General features: G+C 70.4%; 23 protein-coding genes. 14 read left to right on the forward strand and 9 right to left on the reverse strand.

Going from position 1 to position 21,497, the window contains the following annotated elements; translation table 11 throughout:
• The first annotated feature begins 72 nt into the window (after positions 1-72).
• Entirely contained in the window at positions 73-384 is a 312-nt protein-coding gene (locus tag ACP96_RS07035) for a DUF2250 domain-containing protein (RefSeq protein ID WP_050032793.1), read from the forward strand.
• A gap of 41 nt (positions 385-425) precedes the next feature.
• Here ACP96_RS07035 and hmgA read toward each other — a convergent pair whose 3' ends face one another.
• Both hmgA and ACP96_RS07045 read right to left on the reverse strand, forming a co-directional pair.
• Positions 426-1,649, reverse strand: a complete 1,224-nt coding sequence (gene hmgA / locus ACP96_RS07040; RefSeq protein ID WP_050032794.1) for a hydroxymethylglutaryl-CoA reductase (NADPH) — start codon at positions 1,647-1,649, stop codon at positions 426-428.
• A gap of 60 nt (positions 1,650-1,709) precedes the next feature.
• Positions 1,710-2,183 (reverse strand): GNAT family N-acetyltransferase, encoded by a 474-nt coding sequence (locus tag ACP96_RS07045; RefSeq protein ID WP_050032795.1) that lies wholly within the window; start codon positions 2,181-2,183, stop codon positions 1,710-1,712.
• A gap of 178 nt (positions 2,184-2,361) precedes the next feature.
• On the opposite strand from ACP96_RS07045, the gene ACP96_RS07050 reads away from it, so the two are divergent.
• The 4 genes from ACP96_RS07050 (at position 2,362) to ACP96_RS07065 (ending at position 5,989) form a co-directional block, all read left to right on the forward strand.
• Positions 2,362-3,183, forward strand: coding sequence for a DUF502 domain-containing protein (locus ACP96_RS07050; protein ID WP_050032822.1), 822 nt, complete (start codon positions 2,362-2,364; stop codon positions 3,181-3,183).
• Entirely contained in the window at positions 3,180-3,623 is a 444-nt protein-coding gene (locus ACP96_RS07055; RefSeq protein WP_050032796.1) for an archease, read from the forward strand. Before ACP96_RS07050 ends, ACP96_RS07055 begins: the two co-directional genes overlap by 4 nt.
• Before the next feature lie 97 nt (positions 3,624-3,720).
• Positions 3,721-5,229 (forward strand): RtcB family protein, encoded by a 1,509-nt coding sequence (locus ACP96_RS07060; RefSeq protein ID WP_050032797.1) that lies wholly within the window; start codon positions 3,721-3,723, stop codon positions 5,227-5,229.
• 70 nt (positions 5,230-5,299) lie between these two features.
• Entirely contained in the window at positions 5,300-5,989 is a 690-nt protein-coding gene (locus ACP96_RS07065) for a hypothetical protein (RefSeq protein ID WP_050024831.1), read from the forward strand.
• Between the two features lie 45 nt (positions 5,990-6,034).
• On the opposite strand, the gene ACP96_RS07070 is transcribed toward ACP96_RS07065, so the two are convergent.
• The 3 genes from ACP96_RS07070 to ACP96_RS07080 all read right to left on the reverse strand — a co-directional run bounded on the left by ACP96_RS07070 (position 6,035) and on the right by ACP96_RS07080 (position 7,760).
• Positions 6,035-6,346, reverse strand: a complete 312-nt coding sequence (locus ACP96_RS07070; protein ID WP_050024834.1) for an MTH1187 family thiamine-binding protein — start codon at positions 6,344-6,346, stop codon at positions 6,035-6,037.
• A gap of 68 nt (positions 6,347-6,414) precedes the next feature.
• The gene (locus ACP96_RS07075) at positions 6,415-7,350 is read right to left on the reverse strand and encodes an alpha/beta hydrolase (RefSeq protein WP_050032798.1); all 936 of its coding nucleotides are present in this window, start codon (positions 7,348-7,350) and stop codon (positions 6,415-6,417) included.
• Positions 7,347-7,760: a hypothetical protein gene (locus tag ACP96_RS07080; protein WP_050032799.1), complete on the reverse strand. Its 414-nt coding sequence runs from the start codon at positions 7,758-7,760 to the stop codon at positions 7,347-7,349. The genes ACP96_RS07075 and ACP96_RS07080 overlap by 4 nt, the downstream gene beginning before the upstream one ends.
• A 306-nt stretch (positions 7,761-8,066) precedes the next feature.
• Here ACP96_RS07080 and ACP96_RS07085 point away from each other — a divergent pair, with 306 nt between their 5' ends.
• Complete coding sequence (locus ACP96_RS07085; protein WP_050032800.1) at positions 8,067-9,176, forward strand: DUF4013 domain-containing protein; 1,110 nt, start codon at positions 8,067-8,069, stop codon at positions 9,174-9,176.
• A 25-nt stretch (positions 9,177-9,201) separates the two neighbouring features.
• Positions 9,202-10,269, forward strand: coding sequence for an mRNA surveillance protein pelota (locus ACP96_RS07090; protein ID WP_050032801.1), 1,068 nt, complete (start codon positions 9,202-9,204; stop codon positions 10,267-10,269).
• Between the two features lie 438 nt (positions 10,270-10,707).
• Here the strand turns inward: ACP96_RS07090 and ACP96_RS07095 are convergent, their stop codons facing one another.
• The 4 genes from ACP96_RS07095 to glyA all read right to left on the reverse strand — a co-directional run bounded on the left by ACP96_RS07095 (position 10,708) and on the right by glyA (position 14,022).
• Positions 10,708-11,706, reverse strand: a complete 999-nt coding sequence (locus ACP96_RS07095; RefSeq protein ID WP_050032802.1) for an ornithine cyclodeaminase family protein — start codon at positions 11,704-11,706, stop codon at positions 10,708-10,710.
• Positions 11,707-11,796: 90 nt separating this feature from the next.
• Positions 11,797-12,054 (reverse strand): hypothetical protein, encoded by a 258-nt coding sequence (locus ACP96_RS07100; protein ID WP_050032803.1) that lies wholly within the window; start codon positions 12,052-12,054, stop codon positions 11,797-11,799.
• Between the two features lie 233 nt (positions 12,055-12,287).
• Positions 12,288-12,698, reverse strand: a complete 411-nt coding sequence (locus tag ACP96_RS07105) for a DUF3054 domain-containing protein (RefSeq protein WP_050026899.1) — start codon at positions 12,696-12,698, stop codon at positions 12,288-12,290.
• 76 nt (positions 12,699-12,774) lie between these two features.
• Positions 12,775-14,022 (reverse strand): serine hydroxymethyltransferase, encoded by a 1,248-nt coding sequence (gene glyA / locus ACP96_RS07110; RefSeq protein ID WP_050026901.1) that lies wholly within the window; start codon positions 14,020-14,022, stop codon positions 12,775-12,777.
• Between the two features lie 223 nt (positions 14,023-14,245).
• On the opposite strand from glyA, the gene tbsP reads away from it, so the two are divergent.
• From tbsP to ACP96_RS07145, 7 genes are all read left to right on the forward strand, one after another.
• Positions 14,246-15,061, forward strand: a complete 816-nt coding sequence (tbsP, locus tag ACP96_RS07115) for a transcriptional regulator TbsP (protein WP_050026904.1) — start codon at positions 14,246-14,248, stop codon at positions 15,059-15,061.
• An 84-nt stretch (positions 15,062-15,145) separates the two neighbouring features.
• Positions 15,146-16,837, forward strand: coding sequence for a YcaO-like family protein (locus tag ACP96_RS07120; RefSeq protein WP_050032804.1), 1,692 nt, complete (start codon positions 15,146-15,148; stop codon positions 16,835-16,837).
• Positions 16,838-16,914: 77 nt separating this feature from the next.
• The gene (locus ACP96_RS07125; RefSeq protein WP_050027179.1) at positions 16,915-17,253 is read left to right on the forward strand and encodes a cupin domain-containing protein; all 339 of its coding nucleotides are present in this window, start codon (positions 16,915-16,917) and stop codon (positions 17,251-17,253) included.
• 520 nt (positions 17,254-17,773) lie between these two features.
• Complete coding sequence (locus ACP96_RS07130) at positions 17,774-18,781, forward strand: beta-ribofuranosylaminobenzene 5'-phosphate synthase family protein (protein WP_050032805.1); 1,008 nt, start codon at positions 17,774-17,776, stop codon at positions 18,779-18,781.
• A 25-nt stretch (positions 18,782-18,806) separates the two neighbouring features.
• Positions 18,807-19,643: an RAD55 family ATPase gene (locus tag ACP96_RS07135; protein WP_050032806.1), complete on the forward strand. Its 837-nt coding sequence runs from the start codon at positions 18,807-18,809 to the stop codon at positions 19,641-19,643.
• Positions 19,644-19,756: 113 nt separating this feature from the next.
• Positions 19,757-20,725: a hypothetical protein gene (locus ACP96_RS07140; RefSeq protein ID WP_050032807.1), complete on the forward strand. Its 969-nt coding sequence runs from the start codon at positions 19,757-19,759 to the stop codon at positions 20,723-20,725.
• A complete protein-coding gene (locus ACP96_RS07145; protein ID WP_050027124.1) occupies positions 20,722-21,411 on the forward strand; it encodes a hypothetical protein in 690 nt (229 codons plus the stop codon). The genes ACP96_RS07140 and ACP96_RS07145 overlap by 4 nt, the downstream gene beginning before the upstream one ends.
• Positions 21,412-21,497 lie beyond the last annotated feature (86 nt).

The raw sequence follows: 21,497 nt of genomic DNA on the forward strand, positions 1-21,497 counted from the left end.
TTCTCCGGCGCCTCCCAGCGAGCGAGAACGACCGGAATACTCTTAATATTGGTAACTATTAACACAGACACGATGCCCGCGTCAGACGCACCGGCTCCCGGCTCGGAGAGGGACCCGCCGCCCGAGGGCGGCGAGTCGGACCGCCCGAGCGTCTCGCTCACCCGCACCGACGAGCGGGTGCTGGCGTACCTCGACGACGTCGGGACCGACTACCCGGCGTTCGTCGCGAGCAACACGGGGCTGTACGTCGACCACGTCGAGTCCCGGCTGGACGCGCTCGACGCGGCGGGGCTCGTCGAGCGAGTGACCGGCGAAGAGGTCTTTCGGGTCACCGACGCCGGTCGCGACGCGCTGCGCGAGGACTGCGCGGCGTGGTCGGACTGATCGGGGCTCTGACTGACGGCTTGGATCGACCCTTTTCCGGCCTACCGCCCGAGGTCCGCGTGCGCCGAGGAGAGGTGTCTGGATCCGAGCGCCGCGAGCAGTGAGAGTTCGCCCGCGAGCGCGCCCACCGCGATCGCCTCCGCGAGCGCGTCCCCGTTGCTCCCGGCCGGGTCGCCGCCGCCGCGGACGCCGAGGATGTCGAGCCCCGCGGCCTGCGTCGGGAGCTTCGTCCCACCGCCGACGGTGCCGACTTCGAGGCTCGCGAGCGACACGGAGAGGTACAGGTCACCCTCCGGCGTCGCCTCCGCGGTCGTGATCGCGTTCGCCCCCTCGACCACCTGCGCCTCGTCCTGCCCGGTCGCGAGGAACATCGCCGCGACCGCGTTGGCGACGTGGGCGTTGAAGCCGAGCCCGCCCGCCTTCGCGGAGCCGACGAGGTTCTTCCGGGTGTTGATCTCGGCGATCGACTCGGGCGTCGTGTGGAGCCGGTCTTCGACGACCTCGCGGGGGATCTCCACGTCGGCGCTCACGGAGCGGCCGCGCCCCTCGATCGCGTTGATCGCGGCCGGCTTCTTGTCCGAACAGAGGTTCCCCGAGAGCGCGACGAGCGACGCGTCGGTCTCGGCCTCGATCGCGTCGCAGGCCTCGCGGGTCGCGATGGTGACCATGTTCATCCCCATCGCGTCCTTCGTATCGTAGCGGAACCGGAGATAGACGTTGTTACCGACCACGTACGGGGTCACGTCGAGCAGTTCGCCGTGGCTCGTCGTCGACTCGGCGGCCTCCCGCAGCGTCTCCTCGTTGTCCCGGACCCACGAGACGAGCGCCTCCGCCTCGGCCACGTCGGCGACGCGGAAGACGGGCGCGCGGGTCATCCCGCTCTTCGTCACCCGCGCGGTCGCCCCGCCGGCGTCGTTGACGACGGAGCAGCCGCGGTTGATCGAGGCGACCAGCGCGCCCTCCGTGGTCGCCATCGGGAGGTAGCGCTCGCCCGAGAGCGCGCCGCCGTCGACCGCGACGGGACCGGCGACGCCCATCGGCACCTGCACCGCGCCGACCATGTTCTCGATGTTCGACCCGTGGGCGTCGGCCGCGTCGAACGCGTACTCGCCCAGAACGTCGACGTCCGCGTCGGCGTGCTCGCCGACGAGTCGCCGGCGGGCCGCCGCGGCGACGTCGGCGTCGGCGTGCTCTTCGAGCTCGTGGAAGCGGATCTCGCCGTCGCGGACGCGCTCCGCGAGCGACGCGGGGGTGGCGTCGGTCATGCCCGCGTCTCCTCGCGGCGCGTGCTAATGGGTGTCGATTCGGCGGGGGAGTTCGGAACCTCAGCGACCGACAAAGCCGGAGAGCCGCTCGCGGAGCGACTCGCCGCCGAGCTTGAGGTAGTAGGCGTCCCCGCCGTCCTCGTAGTAGTCGTCGATCCGGCGGACGACTTCGAAGCCGAGGTGTTCGTAGAAGCCGAGCGCCCCGGTGTTGGTCGTGCGGGCGTGGCAGGTGACCGATCGGTGGTCCGCGGCCACGTCCGCGATGAGACGCTCGGCGTGGCCGCGCCCGCGGTGATCGGGGTGGACGGCGAGAAAGAGGACGTAGCCGTCGCGTCGTACGGAAGCGAACGCGACGATCTCGTCGTTCTCGACGAGCAGGTGCGTCGTGGAGCGACGATAGGCGTCGACGAAGAACCCTCGTCGCTGTCGGAGGACGCCCTCATCGGACCGGATCCGCTCTTTGAGCTCCCACGCTCTCGTGGCGTGGTCGGCCTCGCCGGGCGGTTCCGTCCGCTTTTCCACGTTGACGCTCACTGCAGAAAGCTAACACGCCAACGGAATATAACTCCACCGCCACCGGGGAGGGTTGCGGCCGGAAGTCGGCGAGGACGCGAGCCGAGAGCCGGAGCGGCGAGACGCGACCGGGAGGGCGTGCGTCGACCTCGCTCGCGACGACGGAAGCGTTTTGGTCGGGTCGGTCGTGGCTCCGATAATGGCCGCCGAGTCGCCACCGGACCGCGGACGTCTCAGACGAGCGCTTCTGACCGGCGTCGCCGTCATCGTGCCCTCCGTCATCACGCTCGCGGTGCTGGGGATCGTGTTCAACGCGATCTACGACTACCTGAACGCCTTTTCCACGGCGATCCTCCCGGTGTTACCGCCGGAGACGCTCCCGATCGGCCGCGAGATCGCCATCGAGATCGCCACGCCGATCGTGTTCGTCGGGTCGATCCTCCTCATCGGCGTCGCCGTCGAGTCGACGCGGTACGGCCAGCTCGCGGTCGACTACGCGGACTACGCGATCGAGCAGATCCCGGGCGTCGGCTCCGTGTACGAGGGGTTCCGACAGATGAGCGACGCCATGCTGGAGTCGGACGGCGGGAACTTCCAAGAGGTGGTCCTCGTCGAGTTCCCGACAGAGGGGAGCTACACGCTCGCGTTCGTCACGAGCGAGACTCCGGACACCGTCGCCGCTCCGGCCGAGAGCGGCGAGATGCGGACGCTGTTCATGCCGATGGCCCCGAACCCGGTGATGGGTGGACACGTCCTGTTCGTTCCTGAGCGCCGGATCGTCGAGGTCGACCTGACTGTCGAGGAGGGGATCCGGGCGCTGGTGACGAGCGGCGTCGCCCTCGAACGCGCCGCGACCGAGGCCGACGGCGTGTCGCCGGCAGAGGTTCGCGACACCGGCCACGGCAAGCGGATCGGCTCGTACCACTCCTCGATGTCCGACGCCGCGAAGCGTCCGAACGACGACACCGGCGGGGAGGGGAGCGAGCGGGTCTCCCCCGCCGACCGCGGGGACGACGGATGAGCTACGCCCTCCGCGAACACACGGCCGACATCGCGGTCGAGGCGACCGCGCCGACCCTCGCGGCGCTGTTCGAGGCCGTCGCTGACGGGCTCACCGCCGCGAGCTGCGAGACGGTCCCCGAGAGCGGCGAGCGATTCGAGTTCACCGAGACCGCCGAGAGCCGCGAGGCGCTGCTGTTCGACTACCTCGACCGGCTGGTCTACGAGCGCGACGTGCGGCTCGTCCTTCCGGCCGGCCACCGGTGCGCGATCGCCGGTCCGGACGGCGCCGACGACTCCGGGTCGAGCGACGACGACGCGACGTGGACCGCCGAGGCGTCGGCCCGCGGCGTCTCCCTCGACGCCGTCGCGGCCCGGGAGATCAAGGCGGTCACGTACTCCGAGATGGCCCTCGAACGGCGGGACGACGAGTGGTACGCGTACGTCGTCTTCGACGTGTGACGGTCGCTGGCGGACGACGAACGGCGGGACCGCGGGACACCGCCGCACCCGCGCCCGCTGACGCAACGCCCTTCTCCCCCCGCGACGAACGCCGGGTATGACCACGCGCGAGTTCGACGGGATCCGACTGGAGAAGGTGCGCGAGCACGTGTGGGAGATCCCCCGCGAGGGCGGCATGAACGTCCCCGCGCGGGTGCTCGCCAGCGAGACTCTGCTGGAGGAGATCGGCGAGGACGACTCGCTCCGGCAGCTAAAGAACGCCACGCACCTGCCCGGCATCGTCGAGCCCGCACTCTGTATGCCCGACGGTCATCAAGGCTATGGGTTCCCGGTCGGCGGCGTCGGCGCGATCGACGCCCGAACAGGCTGTATCTCCCCCGGAGCGGTCGGCTATGACATAAACTGCGGCGTCAGAATGGTGAAAACTAATCTCACCTACGACGACGTGCGCGGCCGCGAGTCGGAGCTCGTCGACGCGCTCTTCGAGGCAGTCCCCTCCGGGCTCGGCGGGGGCGGCGTCATCGGCGGCGACGCCGACGCGATCGAGGGCGCTCTCGAACGCGGCGTCGAGTGGGCCGTCGAGGAGGGGTACGGGATCGAGAGCGACCTCGCCCGCTGCGAGGACGAGGGGCGACGACCCGACGCGCGCCCGGAGTACGTCTCCCAGAAGGCGATGGACCGCGGGCGCAACCAGATGGGCTCGCTCGGCTCCGGGAACCACTTCCTGGAGGTCCAGCGCGTCACCGACGTGTTCCGCGAGGAGGTCGCCGACGAGTACGGCCTCGAAGAGGACGGTATCGTCGTCCTGATCCACTGCGGGAGCCGCGGGCTCGGCCACCAGACGTGTAACGACTACCTCCGGCGGATCGAGCAGGAGCACGGGGACCTGCTCGACGAGCTCCCCGACAAGGAGCTCGCGGCCGCGCCCGCCGGCTCGGAGCTGGCCGAGGAGTACTACGGCGCGATGGGCGCGTGCATCAACTTCGCGTGGGTGAACCGCCAGCTGATCACCCATCAGACCCGCGAGACGTTCGGAGAGGTGTTCGACGCCGACCCGATCGAGGACCTCGGGATGGAGTTGCTGTACGACGTGGCGCACAACATCGCCAAGAAGGAGACCCACGAGGTCGGCGTCGACGCGGACGGATTGCCCGCGGTCGGCGACGAGGCGGTCGAGCGCGCGGACCGCGAGCTGTACGTCCACCGCAAGGGCGCGACGCGCGCGTTCCCCGCGGGCCACGAGGACGTGCCTGAGGTGTACCGCGGCGTCGGCCAGCCCGTGATCATCCCCGGCAGCATGGGCGCCGGGTCGTATGTGCTCCGCGGCGGCGACGAGTCGATGTCGGTGTCGTTCGGCTCCACCGCCCACGGTGCCGGCCGGCTGATGAGCCGGACGCAGGCGAAACAGGAGTTCTGGGGCGGCGACGTGCAAGACGACCTCGAAGACGGCCAGCAGATCTACGTGAAAGCGCAGTCCGGCGCCACCATCGCGGAGGAGGCCCCCGGCGTCTACAAGGACATCGACGAGGTGATCCGCGTCAGCGACGAGCTGGGAATCGGCGACAAAGTCGCGCGGACGTTCCCCGTCTGCAACATCAAGGGGTAGCGTCTCGCCGACAATTCCCTCTCCTTCCCCCGACCCCTTATCAGCAATACCGCGGCCACTCCGCGTCGAGATGAGCGACCACTCGCGGATCGGCGGTTCGTCCGAAGCGGTCACCAGACGATCGGTCCTCGGCGGTGTCGCCGCCGTCGCGGGCGCTGCCATCGCCGGGACCGGCGCCCTCCTCGCGTCCAGCCGACCGGCGGCCGCGGTCGACGGCGATCCCGCCGCATTCGAGGCGGGCGACGCCCCGACCGTCATCAGCAACGACGGACGGATCGAGTCTGTCTACCTCTCGCCGACCGTGGACGTGTCGTGGACCGACTTCTCCGAGGGCGTCGAGCGCGTGACGCTCTCGCTCGCCGTGGGGAGCGACGCCGGCGTCGACGAGGTGTACCGGGAGACCTTCACGGCGGACGATCCCGGGGAAACGCCCGGCGATGTCGCATCGGTCGACGGATCCGACGACGAGCAGTCCGACGCTCCGCCCGACTTCGACGCGGTCGACGGCGGCCTCACCGCGCGATTCGAGCGCGCCGACGCGACCGCCCGCGGCGACGCGGTGACGAGCGAGACGCTCTCCGCGGTCGACTTGTCCGGGGGCGAGACGGCGACGACGACGCTTGACGTAGTGTTCCGCGCAGACGTCGCCGGCGGCGGCGACGAAGCGACCGTCGTACGCACGACGACCGTCGACCTGACGGTCGAGAACCCCGCCGGCGACGCGGCCGCGGGCGGGTCGGTCGGGGTCGAGGCCGTTTAAAACGCGACGACGACACCGAGACGCGGCACCGACACCCCCGTCCGGTCAGCGCTCCCTCCTCGCCTCCCGACCGAGATGCTCCTCGACGGCCTCGACCTTGCGGTCGGCGGTCGTCTCCTCCGTGCGTTTGTCGTCGATTTTCAAGACGGTGGAGACGCGGTCGCCGTCGACGGCGTCGTGGGCGGCCGCGGCCGCCGCGAACAGCGTCTCGGCGTCGTCGGCCTCGATCACGGTTCCCATCGGGTTCGTCTCGTAGCTCACGTCGAACTCGTCGAGCGCGGCGACGGCCTTCGCGACTTCGCCCGACATGCTCTCCTCGATCACCGGCGCGACGCTCAGCAGTGCGATGGCGGTCATACCGGAGCGTCCGGGGCGTGGTCACTTAAAAACAAACTGCGTCGCGGGCGGCGAGAGGGACGGTGGCCTCACTCGAGCGCGTCCCGCAGGAACGAGAGCTGGTGACCAATCGCGGGCTCGAAGTCCTCGCCGAAGGGAGAGAAGTGGTCCGCGGGCATGGTGACGACGGTGCCGCGCGAGAGCCGATCGGCCGCGGAGACCACCGCGTCGCTGTCGACGATGGCGTCGTCAGTCCCCGCCAAGAGCAGGGTCGGCGCCCGGATATCGCTGAGGCGCTCGACCGGGCGGTAGCTCGCCACCCGCAGCAGCGACCGGGCGGGCGTCTCGTTGCGCCACGTCGACTCGCGGTCGACCAGGTCGAGGTACTTCCGCTTCGTTCCCGGCTCCGTGATCGCGGCGAGTTCCTCGGTGGTGCCGACGATCGGGACGGTCCGTCCGCGGCCGAACCGGTGGCCGAACAGGTCGCGGACGCCCGCGATCCCGGAGCGCGCGAGGTACTTCGCGCCGCGTCGGCGGGCGATTCCTCGCCCGTCGAGCATCGGGACCGCGGCGATCACGGCGTCGGGGTCGCGTCGCTCCGCCGCGAGCGTGAGGACGTGCGCCGCCGACAGCGACGCGCCCCACAGCACCAGATCGCGGCCGACCGCGTCGACTCGCTGGACGCGGTCGATCGCGGCCGCGTAGTCCGCGCGTTGGCCCTCGGGATCGACGAGCTGTGAGTCGCCGTCCGACTCCCCGAACCCGCGGTAATCGAAGAGGAACGCCGCGTAGCCGGCGTCGGCGAACCGCTCCGCGACCGCCGGGTAGCCGAAGCTCCGCTCCGCGCCGAGCCCCGGCGCCATCACGACGACGGGCGGGTCCTCGCCGTCGCCGCCCGGCAGATAGAGGGTGCCGCGGCAGGTGTCGCCGCCGGCGTCGAACGCGAGCTCGCGGGTGGCGAACCGCTCGCGCAGCGGGCGGCCGAGCCGCCGCTGCGCGCGGTTCACCGGGTCTCTGCGGGTCACGCTTCGTCTCCGGCTTCGGCTGGCTCTCCCGCAGCGTCGGAACCGTCGGTCTCAGCGGGTTCATCCCCGTGCGTCAGCGTGTCCAGCACGCGAGACGAGAACTCGGTCTCGCTGATCTCGTAGGCGATCAGCTCCTCGAACCACGTCGCCTCCGCGTGCCACGTCCCGAGCACGTCGCCCGGCGAGCGGACAACGGTTCCCTCGACCCGGACGGGCTCCCACGCGTCCGCCTCGGCGCGGTCGATGAGCGCGTTGAGCGCGCGCCCGATCTCGCCGTGGTGCACTTCGCGGCCGGGAAACGCCGTCATGTACGTGAGCTCCAGCGGGTCGCCGCCGTCGACGGCCTCGACGCTGATCCCGTAGCTGCGGAGCTCCGGCTCCACCTCGGTCGTCTGCTCGTCGCCGGTCATACGCGACCCACGTTCGGGCGAGATAAATCGGTACCGGCGTCCGGGCGGCGCGGCCGCTCGGCGCGTGAGAAACCGCCCAGTTCAAAAGCCGCGGACGGGGGAAGGCCGTCGCGATCGACGGCCGGGATCGGTTCTGTCAGAGGCACACGATTGTCCCGCGCGGCCGGCTCGTAGTACTCCACGAAATTATATAAACTCTCGGGACGGTTCCCGATAGGCGATCGGTCGGCCGAAACCGGTCCGTAGTCCGCGGACGAGTCGTCGGTTTCGGGCACCCTTTATCAGTGTCGCGTGACAGGATCCGGTATGCTCCGGGGGACGGTGACCGCGCTGACGCGCTCGACCGACGGGGTCGGGATCCTCCTCGTCGGCGGGCTCCTGACGCTGCTGACGTGGGTCGTCACTCCGGTCTGGGTCGGCACCGCGCTGCTTTTCCCTCCGCTCGTCCTGCTCGCGCCGCTGGCGCTCGCGCCCGCGTTCGTCGCCCGCGGTTACTTCGTCCGCGTCCTCGCCGCCGGGGTCGAGACGGCGAACGCCGCCGGCGCGCCTCCGTTCGTCGCGTGGAACGAACTGTACCGAGACGGTCTCAAGTCCGCGCTCGTGACCGCCGTCCTTCTCGCGCCGCTCGCGGTGGGACTCGCGCTGGCGGCGGTCGCTGCCGGCGCTCTCGGTGGCGATCTCGTCGATCCCGCTCCCGTCGCTGACGCGGTCCGAGCAGCCCTCGGCGACGGGGGCGTAACCGCCGTCGTCGCCGTCTCGGGCGGGGTCGTCGGGGTGGTCACGGCGACGTACCTCCTCGCGTTCGCGTACGTCAGGCCGGCGGCGGTCGCGGCGTTCGCCGCCTCCGGCCGCCTCCGAGACGGCCTCCGGCCGCGCCGGGTCGCCGGCGTCGCCGGGTCCGGCGCGTACGCCACCGCGTGGGTCGTGGCGGCCGCGACGCTGGGCGCCGGCTACGCGCTGGCGGGGCCGTTCGTCCCGTTCGTGGTCGGCGCCGCGTTCGTCTTCGTCGTGCGAGTGGCCGCGTACGGGCTGTACGGGCGGGGTGCGGCGGCGACGCTGGAGGTCGTCGACGCCGGCGAGGAGGACGAGGCGACCGATCCGGCCGCGGCGGAAGCGGTCCGCGTCGATCGGTCGACCGACCTCGCACGGCCGCCGACTCCGGAGGTGCCACCGGCGGTACAGACGGGACGGACCGTCCCGCTCGTCGGGGTGAGCCCCCGCGGGACGGTAGCCGGAGACGCGCGCGCTGACGGCTCCGCGTCCCACCGGACCGGGGACCCGGTCGGGGCCGACGGCGGGTTCGACTGGTACGCGCCCGACGAGGGGTCGACCGAGCGTGGCGGGGGCGACGCCCGCGCCGCCCCCGGCGAGTTCGAGTGGAACGTCGATATCGCCGATCCGAAAGACAAGCGTTGATACGCGGCCGGGGCGACGTTCCGGTATGCGCATCACCGACCGGGGATACGGCGAGGAGGGCCGGGAGCGGCTCACCCTCGTCCCCGAGAACGTCGACGACCTCTGGCACCTCGCGCACGTCCTCGAACCGGGGGACCTCGTCGAGGGCGACACCACCCGTCGGATCCAGCGGAACGACGACCAGATGCGGGACACCGGCGGCCAGCGCGAGCACCTGTTCGTCACGCTGCAGGTCGACGAAGTGGAGTTCGCCCGGTTCGCCAACCGGCTCCGCGTGTCGGGCGTGATCGTCGGCTGCTCGCGGGAGGACCAACTCAACGCCCACCACACGCTCAACGTCGAGGAACACGACGAGATAACCGTTGAAAAGCACTTCAAACCGGACCAGACCGAGCGGCTGGAGGAGGCGACGGAGGCCGCCGAGAACCCCGACGTCGCCATCGCGACCGTCGAGGAGGGGGCCGCCTACGTCCACACAGTCCAGCAGTACGGCACCGAGGAGTACGCCTCGTTCACGAAGCCGACCGGGAAGGGCGACTTCTCCCGCCCCCGTGAGGAGCTGTTCGCCGAGCTGGGCGAGGCGCTCGCGCATCTCGACGCCGACGCCGTCATTTTGGCCGGCCCGGGGTTCACGAAGCAGGACGCGCTCGACTACATCAAGGAGGAGCACCGCGATCTAGCCGACCAAATTACGACCGTCGACACCTCGGCCGCGGGCGACCGCGGCGTCCACGAGGTGCTCAAGCGCGGCGCGGTCGACGAGGTGCAGAAGGAGACCCGGATCTCCAAGGAGGCGACGCTCATCGACGACCTCACCGCCGAGATCGCGCAGGGCGCGAAGGCGACGTACGGTCCCGAGGACGTGGCCGAGGCCGCCGAGTTCGGCGCGATCGAGACCCTCCTCGTGGTCGACGACCGCCTCCGGAAAGAGCGGCAGAACGAGGGCGACTGGTCGATCGACGTCAACGAGGTGATCGAGTCGGTCGAACAGCAGGGCGGCGACGTGGTCGTCTTCTCCTCGGAGTTCGACCCCGGCCAGCAGCTCTCGAACCTCGGCGGGATCGCCGCGATTCTGCGGTACCGGCTGCAGTGAGAAACGGAAGCGGCGCAATGTCTATTTATAAATGAACTGTGCGGTGGCGCGTCTCGGCGAGCGGCCCGCAGGGCCGCGATCCGACGGCGCGAGGGAGTCAGTCGTCCGGAGCGAGGCGGAGGACGACTGACGAGGCTGGGGAGGTGTGAGGCTGCGGTGCTGTGCGGGCGGGTGGGACTCAAAGCCCCAGTCGCGAGGACGAAGCACGCTGCAGCAAGCACCGCAGCGAGGGAGCGTAGCGACCGAGCGAGGAGCGTGGTTCGAAACGGCGAAGCCGTTTCGTCATCACGAGACGCCGAAGGCGTCTCGAACGACAGCAAAGCGCGCGAGTCGTCGCGACTGGGGCTTTGGAGGTGTTCACGGCCAGTTAGCCGTCGACGACTTATAAGCGGGTGACCAGAACTATCACAAGTTCACTGAGGCGACGCTGCCAGTAGTTCACTCCCCAGTAAGCGCCTCGCTCGCGGGCGCGAAGTCGATCGTCTGTCCCCGTCCTTTCTCGCTCGCCCGTTTATAAAGCATATACGCAGCCGCGACCGTCTCGATCCCCGTCCCGCCGGAGTCGAACACGGTCACCTCGTCGTCGCTCGTCCGACCCGGATGCTCCCCGGCGACGACCTCACCCAGATCGGCGGCGACGTGGTCCTCGTCGATCAACCCGGCCTCGACCGCTGCGAGGAACGACCCGGCGTCCTGCGTGGCGCGCGCCCGGAGGTCGGGGACGTACGTCGCTCGCGCGACGAGTTCCGGCGGCAGCTCGTTCTTCTCCGGGTGGTACTGCCCCATCGCGGTGACGTGGGTGCCGGGCTCGACGTCCGCGTCGTCGATCACGGGGTCGCTCGCGGTGGTCGCGGTGATGACCACGTCGGCGCCCTCAAGCGCCGCGCTCGCGCTCGCGACCGCCGACACGTCGGCATCGAGCCGGTCGTCGAACTCCGCGGCGAACGCCTCGCGGTTCTCGGCGGTCGGGGAGAACACCCGGACGGCCTCGAAGTCGCGCACCGTCGCGGTCGTCGCGAGCTGGCCGCGGGCCTGCGCGCCGCTCCCGATCACGGCGATCTCGGTGACATCCGCGCGGGCGAGCGCGTCGACCGCGGTTGCTCCCGCGGCACCCGTTTTAAACGGGTTCATCGAGGCGCCGTCGAGCAGCGCGAGCGCCTCGCCCGATTCGGCATCGAACAGCGGGGTCATGAACCACGCGTCGCCCGCGCCGAAGCCGGCGGAGTAGGAGTAGCCGCCCATCGCGCCCGTCTCGGGCAGCACCGCGGCGTAGGTGGTAAACATCCCCGGCGGGTCGCGGTTGAGCAGCTTCGTCCGCGGCTCCGCGGGCGCGCCCTCGCCGATCTGGCGGTAGGCGTCGCGGACGACCGCGACGTAGTCGGCCGGCTCGGCGAGGTCGTCGACCTCGGCGCTCGTCAGGAACAGGGCGTCGGTCATACCGTCCCGGTCGGGCGCGAGGGACTAAACCGTACAGGGAACCGGAACGGTCGATCACCGGTTCGCGGTCGGTGCGACGAGGCTATCCCGTCAGTCGGCGCCGCCGGTCCGCGACCGCCCGACACGCGATCGACCGCCAGAGCGCTCCGCGGCGCGGTCGATCCGGGCGCGCGGCTCGTCCGTGACTGGGGCCTTGACGAATATCGCGTGGGCCATGACGGCCCCCGCGACGAGTGCGCCCCCGGGAAGCGCCGCCGTCAGCGACAGCCCGATCAGATTCAAGGCGGCGGTCACACCGATCAACGCTGCCGGAATGAGCCCGAGAACGTAGTCGTAGTACCCAGTCATGGTCCGGGTAGTACTACCGCAAAATCGCTATTAAATTTTTCTCAGGGTTCGTCGTGACACCTGAAGTGATCACGCTAAATGATCTCATAAGTTATGACGACGTATTCGACGCCAAGTCAGATCGCGTTTGGGACCGTGGAAGGGGAGAGAGGGGGAGAGGGTAAGAGCAAGAGTGAGAGTGACTGAAACGATCGAAACCGCAAAAACGGTGGTTCGGACGCGAACGCGACCGCCTACCGGAGCTTGAAGTACAGCGCGCGCCAGCCGCCGAGCGCGATCGATCCGAGGACGAGCATGACCACGGCAAACGTCAGGGCGGCGCTCCCGCGGAAGACGAAGTGCCGGAGCGCGAGGCCGACGACCGCAGCCGGGATCCACGACCGGATCACGAGCGGGACCGACGACTTCGCGGTCTCGACGGCGCCGGCCGAGTACGCGCCGATCAGGGGCGCGACGAGGGCCCACCCGATCAGGAAGGGCGCGTACACGCCGAGCAGGTACAGGGGGTTCGCGGACAGGAACTCCACGGTGACGTGGTTGAGCGTGCCGACCGTCAACAGGACGATCAGCGCGATCAGGTCCCCGATCGCGAGGGGGACGGCGTCGCGGTCGAGGCGTGTTGCGAGGAACGACGAGTCGGCCATGTCGACCCGTCGGGGCCCCCCCTACTTTGTACGTACGGATTCGGCCCGGCGGTCTCGGTCCGCCGATCGGTCCCGATCACTCGTACAGCGGGTGCTCCTCGCAGAGCTCGACGACGCGCTCGCCGACCTCGTAGATCACGTCGTCGCTGTCGACGTTGTCGACGACGCGGTGAATGAGGTCGCCGACCTCCCGGATCGCGTCCGCGTCGAAGCCGCGGGTGGTGAGCCCGGCGGTGCCCGCGCGGATCCCCGAGGGGTTGAACGGCGAGCGGGTCTCGCCGGGGACCGTGTTCCCGTTGAGGACGATGTTCGCGGCCGCGAGGGCGTCCGCGGCGTCGCCGCCGGGCAGGTCCGGGTGCGAGTCGCGGAGGTCGACTAACACGAGGTGGTTGTCGGTGCCCCCGGAGACGAGCGAGAAGCCGTGGTCCTGCAGCGTCTCGGCGAGCACCTCGGCGTTGTCGACCACGTTCCGCGCGTACTCGTCGAACGAGGGGTCGAGCGCCTCCTTGAACCCGACCGCCTTGCCGGCGATGTTGTGCATGAGGGGGCCGCCCTGCCCGCCGGGGAACACCGCCTTATCGACGTCGTCGGCGAACTGCTCGTCACACATCACGATCCCGCCGCGACCGGCGCGGATCGTCTTGTGCGTGGAGCCGGTGACGAAGTCGGCGACGCCGACCGGCGAGGGGTGGACGCCGGCGGCGACGAGCCCGGTGATGTGGGCGATGTCGGCGAGGTGGTAGGCGTCGACGGCGTCGGCGGCCGCCTGGATCTCCTCCCAGTCGACCGTGCGCGGGTACGCGGAGTAGCCGGAGACGACGATGTCGGGCTCGAACTCCTCGGCGGCCTCGCGGAGTCCCTCGTAGTCGATGTAGCCGGTGTCGGCGTCGACCTCGTACTGCTCGACCTCGTAGATCTGCCCGGTGAAGTTCGCGGGGTGGCCGTGCGAGAGGTGGCCACCGTGGTTCAGATCGAGCGAGAGGATCTTGTCGCCGGGCTCCAGGACGGAGTAGTAGACGGCCTGGTTCGCCTGCGTCCCGGAGTGAGGCTGGACGTTGACGTGGTCGGCGCCCCACAGCTCCTTCGCGCGTTCGATCGCGAGCTCCTCGACGTCGTCGGCGTACTCGCAGCCGGCGTAGTACCGCCCGCCCGGGTAGCCCTCGGCGTACTTGTTCGTGAGGACGCTCCCCTGCGCCTCCAGCACCGCCTCGCTGACGTGGTTCTCGCTGGCGATCATCGCGAGCGTCTGCTCCTGCCTGTCGCGCTCCCCGGCCAGCGCGTCGGCGACCGCGGGGTCGACCTCCCGGACGTGCTCGTGGTCCATGTAGGAACCCCCGTCCGATCGCGCATTAATCCTTGCGTCACGTCGGTGATCCCCCGACTCGCTGGTAGAGCCACGCCGAGCGATCTCGGCGGCTCGTCCCGACGGATATCGACAAAACGCCAAATATCCCATTTTCGGCCGTTTTGGACGCTGAAAGGCTGTTTTTCACCTTTCTAATCCCGTTAATATTAAATACACAACTACCTTTTATCCCGAGAGATAGATGGTATCGAATTTACTGGAGGCAGACGTCGAAAATGTCCTCGATGCGGCGTTCGCGGGGGACGACAAAGAGCTGCTCATTGTCGATCCCTCCGCGGAGACGATCGTATCGCTGGTCGAGGCGGCGATCGGTCGCGACGACCTGCCGGAGATGTCGATGCTCGTGGACGAGCGAACGCTGAAGGACGTGATGGAAGACTTCCTCGTCGCGTCGAAGGCGGCTGACCTCGTCGCCGACGGCGCGCTCGATCTCCGCGTCCTCGACGAGGCGGTCGACAACGCGCTGTTCGTCTCCCCCTCGCGGGTCGTCGTGCTCGTGAGCACCGACGACCACGTCGCCGCGCTCGCCTCGGACGACGAGGAATTCGTCGACGAGGTGTTCGAGACCCACAGCGTCGCCTTCGAGGACGCCGAGACGTACGGCCTCCGCACTCCCGCGATCAGCCGCGTTCGGGAGACGATGGCCGACGAGATCGGCGAGGCGACCCGCGAGGACTTCGACAGTGTGCTCGCCGCGATAGACTCCGCCCGGGGCGACGACGGCGGGCTCGACGAGGTGACCGTCTCCCTGATCGTCGCCGCGAAGAACGACGTGCTCCTCTACGACATCTCGAAGTGGGGCGAGGACGTGGGTATCGCCTCGAAGGCGACGTTCTCCCGCACGAAGACCCGGCTCGAAGACCTCGGGGTCATCGACACCGAGAAGGTCCCGATCGACGTCGGCCGCCCCCGCCTCCGGCTCAAGCTCGGCGACGAACACCTCCAGGGCCTCGACGCCGGCGAGCTCGCCGACGAAGTCGCGGCGATGCTGGCGTAGCGGACCAGCGATCGGAAGTCAGACGCCTCCCCCTCGGACGCCGTCACCCGCGGCTTTTTTTCGCTCCTTCGCCTCGGGGGTGATATGGACATCGGACTTGTCGGCGACGGCCCCGCGGTCGAAGCCGTCTCGGCCGCGCTCGGCGACGTCGACGTGAACGTGATGCCCGTCGAGGTGGGGCTGCTCGACGGGTTCGACCTCGCCGTCGTGGTCGACACCGCCGGCTCGGAGACGTTCGCGGCCGCTGCCGAGCACCTCGACCGCTGGGTCGCGATCGAGGTCGGCGGGCTCGGCGGCGTCCCCCTGGAGTCGGTCGACGCCGCGGTGACCGTCTTCGACGAGACCTGCTACGACTGTCTCCGGCGACGCGTCGCGAGCGGCGGGGCCGAGGCTGCCGACGCGCCGGCCGGCCGCCGGTCCGCCGTGCGCTACGCGGGCGCGTTGGCCGGCCGCCGCGTCATCCGACTGCTCGCGGGCGACCCGGTCGCCGACACGGTCGCGGAGGTGCCGGGCGCCGAGCGGACCCTCCTCCCGGTCCCCGGCTGTGACTGTGGCGCCGACCCGGGTGACGCGCTACCCCACGAGCACGAGGAGCGGTCGCTGTCGGACGCGGTCGACCGCGCGGAGCGGGCGGTCGATTCCCGGGTCGGCCCGCTCTCGGAGGTGGGCGAACAGGAGTCGTTCCCCGTGCCGTACTACGTCGCGCGGGTCGCCGACACGACGCCCTTCTCCGACGCGCGGGCGGCCGAGTTCGGCGGCGGCGTCGACGCCGGCTGGGACGACGCGTTCATGAAGGCGCTCGGCGAGGGGTTAGAGCGGTACGCCGCCGGGGTGTACCGCGAGGCGTCGTTCACGCGCGCGCCGGCCGCGAACGTCCCGAATCCCGTGGCACCCGACGCGTTCGTCCGCCCCGAGAGCGCGGAGCCGTACGCCCGCGACGACCGGCTCCCGTGGGTGACCGGCGAGCACCTCGGCAGCGGGGAAGACGCCAGCCTCCCGGCGGAGTTCGTCCACTTCCCGCCGCCGGAGAACCGGTATCGGTCCGCGATCACGACCGGGCTCGGGCTCGGCAACTCCGGGCCGCATGCGGCGCTGTCGGGGCTCTACGAGGTCGTTGAGCGCGACGCGACGATGACGAGCTGGTACTCGACCGCCGACCCCCTCGGGATCGAGGTCGACGACGAGGGGTTCGCGGAGCTGGCAAAGCGCGCCCGCGCCGAGTCGCTGTCGGTGACGCCCCTGCTCGTCACGACCGATGTCGACGTGCCCGTGGTCGCGGTCGGCGTCCACCGCGAGGGCGACTGGCCGCGCTTCGCGGCTGGCTCGGGCGCAGATCTCGACCCCGCCGCCGCGGCCCGGAGCGCGCTCGCGGAGGCGCTCCAGAACTGGACCGAGCTCCGGTCGATGGGGCCCGACGCGGCCGCGGAGCAGGGCGCGGCGATCGGTCGTCACGCCGACTTCCCGGCGGAGACGAAGGCCTTCTTCGACCCGGACGCGAGTGTCCCCGCCGAATCGCTCGGCGAGCCCGAGCTGTCGGGTAGCGACGAGCTTGACGCCGTCGTCGACCGCGTCGAGACGGTCGATCTGGAGCCGTACGTCGCGCGGACGACGACCCGAGACCTCGCTACGCTCGGCTTCGAGGCGGTCCGCGTGCTCGTCCCCGGCGCGCAGCCGCTCTTCACCGGTGACCCGTTCTTCGGCGACCGCGCCCGCGACGTGCCCCGGTCGATGGGGTTCGAGCCCGACCTGGAGAAGACGTACCACCCGTTCCCCTGAACCGATCGGCGGCCTCCCCCGCGCTCGGGGCGACTTCGATCACCCCGGTTTAAGCCGACCGCAGTCCGGGATCCGCCATGGACGTACTCTCAGACGCGGACGTGGAGGAAGTCGAAGCGATCGAAGGCGTGTTCCTCACGCAGGGCGCCGCCGGCGACGAGACGAGCATCCAGCGGTTCGTCATCGATCCCGGCGCCGAGGTCCCCGAGCACGACCACCACCACGAGCAGGTCGGCGCGATCGCCAAGGGGGCGATCACCTTCGTCGTCGACGGCGACGAGCGCGTCGTCGAGGCCGGAGACACGTACGTGATCCCGGGCGGCGAGCCGCACGCGGCGCGCAACGACGGCGACGAGCCGGTCGTCGGCTACGACATCTTCTCGCCGCCGCGGACGAACCCGGACTGGCAGAAGTGAGCCTGCAGGGCGTTTTCGACGGCGGATAGACGAACCGAGCGACGACGCGATCACTTATAAATCCGGTGCGGTGGCGTGCGCCGGTGAGCGCCCGGAGGGCGCGAACCGCGAGGGACCTTCGGTCTCTCTGGCAGCCGGCGGCGAAGCCGCCGGCGACGCCCGCACGAGGGAGTCGGCGCGGCGCTTAAAAGCGCCGCGCCGACGAGGCTGGGGAGGCGTGAGGCTGCGGTGCTGTGCGGGTGCGGTGCTGTGCGGGTGGGACTCAAAGGGGCAGCCGACGAGGCGGGCGCAGGCGATGTAAGCACCGCAGAGAGCGAGCAACGCGAGCGATCGAGGAGCGCAGCGAGCGTGCGCCCGCCTCGTCGGCTGCCCCTTTGGAAGTGACCACCATCGATCCGTGATCAACCGCTTATAAACGAACGTATCGATCGAAATACCCCAATCCACGATCCACATACCGGGGCAAGGCCCGCCACAGTCACGCACCCTTTATCAGTCGCCCCCGAAACCGAAGGTATCCATGGCACGCGTGAGCGCCGGGGCGCGGCTCCACTTCGGCTTCTGTAACCTCAGCCTCTCGCACCAGCGGCTGTACGGCGCTCTCGGGCTCGGGCTCGCGGAGCCCCGAGTCGTCGTCGACGCGGAACTCGCCGACTCGGTCACCGTCGAAGTCGAGGCCCCGACAACCGACACGGCCACCCTCGACGACGTTCGCGAGTACGCGACCACCGCGACAGACCTCCTCGGCGTCGACGGCGCCCATGTCACGGTCCGCGAGACGCTCCCGCGCCACGCCGGCCTCGGAAGCGGCACCCAGCTGGCCGCGGCGACGCTCGCGGCGGTCGCGGCGGCCCACGGGAGAGAACCCCATGTCCGCAAACACGCTCCGGCGCTCGGCCGCGGCGGACGCTCCGGCGTCGGCGTCGCGACCTTCGAGGCGGGCGGGTTCGTGCTCGACGCCGGCCATCCCACCGCGCGGTTCACCACCGACCGGCCCGCCGACGGCGAGTGGACCGTGCCGCCGGTGGCCGCCCGCCACGCCGTCCCGGACGACTGGCGGTTCCTGATCGTCCGGCCGGACGCCGACCCGGGGAGAAACGGCGACGCCGAGGACGACGCGATGCGGACCGCGGTCGAGCGCGCGGAGCCCGGGCTCGCCGACCGGATCGGCGGGATCGTCACCCGGCGCGTGCTCCCCGCGATCGCGACCGGGAACGCCGAGCGCTTCGGCGCCGCGGTCGCGGAGATCGGTCGGCTCAACGGCGCGTGGTACGCCGACGAGCAGGGCGGCGTCTACCGCCCGCCGGTCGGCGACGTGGTGGCGTCGCTGTCGGAGTCCGCCGCCGTGTTCGGCGCCGGGCAGTCGTCGTGGGGGCCGACCGTGTACGGGATCACGGACGCCGCGAACGCGGGGGCCGCCCGGAGCGCCGGCGAGCGCGCCCTCGACGAGGCGGGGGTAGATGGAACGGTCTCGGTCGTCGAGGCGGCCGACGGCGGGGCGCGGGTGACTGACGAGCAACAACACTAAGCGGAGCGGCGTCCCCATACGGGACATGCCGAGTCTTCCGTTCGGCGTCGCCCGGCTCGACTCGATCCTCGGGGGCGGGGCGCCGCCGGGGAACGTCGTGTTGCTCGCGGGCGAGTCCGGCGCCGGCGCGCGCGAGTTCCTGTACACCAGCGCGGCGATGAACGCCCTCGGACACGCCGACGCGGAGCTGTTCGATCTCTACTACGGCGACCTCCCCGACGACGCCGAGCTCCCGGAGGAGGTCCATTACCTCTCCTTTACGGCCGATACCGACGCGCTCACCCGCGAGATGGGGTACACGATGGCCGACGAGATCGTCGACGCCGCGATCGACGGGATCGACTTCCGGGACCTCTCGCCGGAGTACTTCCAGCTCAGTCCCATCCCGCGCGACTGGTACGAAGACGAGACGGCGTCGATCACGGAGCTGGGCGACCGCGGCGAGTACGAGGACGTGCTCACCGCGTTCGGCGACTACCTCTCGGCGCACGCCGACGACAGCCTCGTCTGTATCGACTCCGTGACCGACCTCGTCTCGATGGTCGACGAGGACACCGAGTGGAGCGACGTGGCGATGGTGATGAAGGGGCTCAAGAAGGCGGCCTACGAGTGGGGCGGGCTCATCCTCGTGTTGGTGAACACCGACTCGCTCACCGACCGCGAGTTCGGCGCGCTGATGGACGCCGCGGGCGGCACCCTGCAGTTCACGTGGGAGAGCGGGGGGTCCCAGCGGGCGAGAACGATGTTCGTCCGCGAGTTCCGCGGCGTGCTCTCCCGACTGGAGTCGGAGAACATCGTCCGATTCGAGACCGAGATCCACGAGGGCGGGTTCGACATCAGCGACGTGCGCAAGATCCGGTGAGCGCTTCCGGGGCGCGATCCGGTGAGCGCCTCCCGAGTATCGATCCGGAGAACGACGCGACAGGTTACTTAAGTCTGCTCACTAAACGGAGCGTAGATGACGGAGGACTCGCGATGAGTGACTTCGATCCGGCCGACGGCAGCGAAAGCGCCGCTGCGGAGGCCGCAGCCGCGGCCGCCGCCGACGAGGCCGACGTCGATCGCGAGGAGCTGTTAAAGCGCGCCATCGTCGCGCTCGCGGAGGCGGAGGGGATCGAGGTCCCGGACGCGGAGGAAGTGGCGGCGATCGAGGCGCGGCTCGACGACCTCGACGCCGAGATCGACGAGAAGGTCGAGGACCTCCGGGAGCGATTCGTGGAGCTGTACCGCGATTTGGAGTCCAAATCCCCCGCCGACCACGACCACGAGGAGACGGCCGAACGGCTAGACGCGATCGCGACTGACCTCGACGCGGTCGCCGACCGCCTCGACGAAGTCGAGGCCGAGGCGGCCGCGACGGCGACCGTCGGCGAGGCGGTCGAGGAGACGATCGACGCCCTCGACGACCGGCTGGCTCGCGTTGAGTCTCGGATCGACGAGGTCGACGACCTGCGGGAGCGGACCGAGGCGATCGACGACCTCGAAGAACGGATTGACGGCCTCGAAGGACTCGACGACCGTGTCGGCGACCTCGACGAGATCGAAGAGAAGCTCTCGCGGGTCGCGAGCGCGGTCGTCAGAGTCCGCCGACGGCTGGAGGCGGCCGAGCGCGACCGCGCCGAGCGCGAGCGGCTCGACGCCCTGACCGCCGCCGCGAACCGCGCGGGCGTCCGGAAGGCCACGTGCACGAACTGCGGCGAGGCCGTCGATCTCGGGCTGTTGACGGCGCCCGAGTGTCCCCACTGCGGCCGCGGGTTCGAGGAGCTGGAGCCGAGCACGGGCTTCCTCGGTACCTCACGGCTGGTCGTCGGCGACCCGCCGGCGATCGACGGGGAGGTGGAGGGCGACGCAGCCGGCACCGCGGACTCGGCGGGCCACGGGGCGGGCGCCGGGGCCGGCGGGGACGTGAGCACCCGCGACGTCGACGGGGGCGGTGAACCGTGACCGACGAGGAGACGGGGCCGCCCGACGACGCGGGCGCGAGCGGGGACGCGAACGAGCCGTTCGACGACGAGCCGATCGACGGGGGCGAGGAGATCGATGACCCCTTCGCCGAGTTGGGGGAGGGCGAGTCGGGAGCTGACACCGACGCCGACGCGGAGGGCCCGCTCTTCGGCGAGCCGAAGTCGGGAGTCGACGACCGGGATCCGATCGAAACGTCACCCGAGGACGTGTCGGGGCCTCGTTCCGACGTGGACTCGAGTCCGTCGGGAACTGACGACCCGTTCGACGAACTCGGCTCGGCAACCGGCGAGAGCGACGCGGAGCTGGACGAGGCGTTCGAGCGGATGGACGTGGGCGGCGTCGCGGAGGAGGACATCTGGGAGTCGCTCGACGAGGACGCAGAGGGCGGGTTCGGATCGGTCGGCGAGTTCGGCGGCGCGGCGTCGGAGACGGACGCGACGGACGCTGAGATCGGGGGAGACTTCGCCGACGCCGGTCGCGAGCGCGTGATCTCGAAGCGGACGTACTGCCAGCAGTGCCCGCACTTTTCGGCGCCGCCGGAGGTCGCCTGCGGCCACGAGGGGACGACGATCCTCGAGGCCGTCGGGTTCGACGAGTTCCGGGTCCGGAACTGCCCGATGATCGACGACGACGCGCCCACGTTCGACGCGCCGCACGAGGAGTAACCGAAATACGGTACGTCTAAACCGGGCGTGGTCGCTGACGGTTTCTGAACACGCTCAAGGGGATCGGGTCCCGAGAGCGTTTCGTC

The organism is Halorubrum halophilum (assembly GCF_000739595.1).
Taxonomy (GTDB): domain Archaea; phylum Halobacteriota; class Halobacteria; order Halobacteriales; family Haloferacaceae; genus Halorubrum; species Halorubrum halophilum.

Coding starts and splice junctions, on each gene's coding strand:
- ACP96_RS07035 (WP_050032793.1), top strand. CDS start 73: ATGCCCGCGTCAGACGCACCGGCTCCCGGCTCGGAGAGGGACCCGCCG.
- hmgA (WP_050032794.1), bottom strand. CDS start 1,649: ATGACCGACGCCACCCCCGCGTCGCTCGCGGAGCGCGTCCGCGACGGC.
- ACP96_RS07050 (WP_050032822.1), top strand. CDS start 2,362: ATGGCCGCCGAGTCGCCACCGGACCGCGGACGTCTCAGACGAGCGCTT.
- ACP96_RS07055 (WP_050032796.1), top strand. CDS start 3,180: ATGAGCTACGCCCTCCGCGAACACACGGCCGACATCGCGGTCGAGGCG.
- ACP96_RS07060 (WP_050032797.1), top strand. CDS start 3,721: ATGACCACGCGCGAGTTCGACGGGATCCGACTGGAGAAGGTGCGCGAG.
- ACP96_RS07065 (WP_050024831.1), top strand. CDS start 5,300: ATGAGCGACCACTCGCGGATCGGCGGTTCGTCCGAAGCGGTCACCAGA.
- ACP96_RS07070 (WP_050024834.1), bottom strand. CDS start 6,346: ATGACCGCCATCGCACTGCTGAGCGTCGCGCCGGTGATCGAGGAGAGC.
- ACP96_RS07080 (WP_050032799.1), bottom strand. CDS start 7,760: ATGACCGGCGACGAGCAGACGACCGAGGTGGAGCCGGAGCTCCGCAGC.
- ACP96_RS07085 (WP_050032800.1), top strand. CDS start 8,067: ATGCTCCGGGGGACGGTGACCGCGCTGACGCGCTCGACCGACGGGGTC.
- ACP96_RS07090 (WP_050032801.1), top strand. CDS start 9,202: ATGCGCATCACCGACCGGGGATACGGCGAGGAGGGCCGGGAGCGGCTC.
- ACP96_RS07095 (WP_050032802.1), bottom strand. CDS start 11,706: ATGACCGACGCCCTGTTCCTGACGAGCGCCGAGGTCGACGACCTCGCC.
- ACP96_RS07100 (WP_050032803.1), bottom strand. CDS start 12,054: ATGACTGGGTACTACGACTACGTTCTCGGGCTCATTCCGGCAGCGTTG.
- ACP96_RS07105 (WP_050026899.1), bottom strand. CDS start 12,698: ATGGCCGACTCGTCGTTCCTCGCAACACGCCTCGACCGCGACGCCGTC.
- glyA (WP_050026901.1), bottom strand. CDS start 14,022: ATGGACCACGAGCACGTCCGGGAGGTCGACCCCGCGGTCGCCGACGCG.
- tbsP (WP_050026904.1), top strand. CDS start 14,246: ATGGTATCGAATTTACTGGAGGCAGACGTCGAAAATGTCCTCGATGCG.
- ACP96_RS07120 (WP_050032804.1), top strand. CDS start 15,146: ATGGACATCGGACTTGTCGGCGACGGCCCCGCGGTCGAAGCCGTCTCG.
- ACP96_RS07125 (WP_050027179.1), top strand. CDS start 16,915: ATGGACGTACTCTCAGACGCGGACGTGGAGGAAGTCGAAGCGATCGAA.
- ACP96_RS07130 (WP_050032805.1), top strand. CDS start 17,774: ATGGCACGCGTGAGCGCCGGGGCGCGGCTCCACTTCGGCTTCTGTAAC.
- ACP96_RS07135 (WP_050032806.1), top strand. CDS start 18,807: ATGCCGAGTCTTCCGTTCGGCGTCGCCCGGCTCGACTCGATCCTCGGG.
- ACP96_RS07140 (WP_050032807.1), top strand. CDS start 19,757: ATGAGTGACTTCGATCCGGCCGACGGCAGCGAAAGCGCCGCTGCGGAG.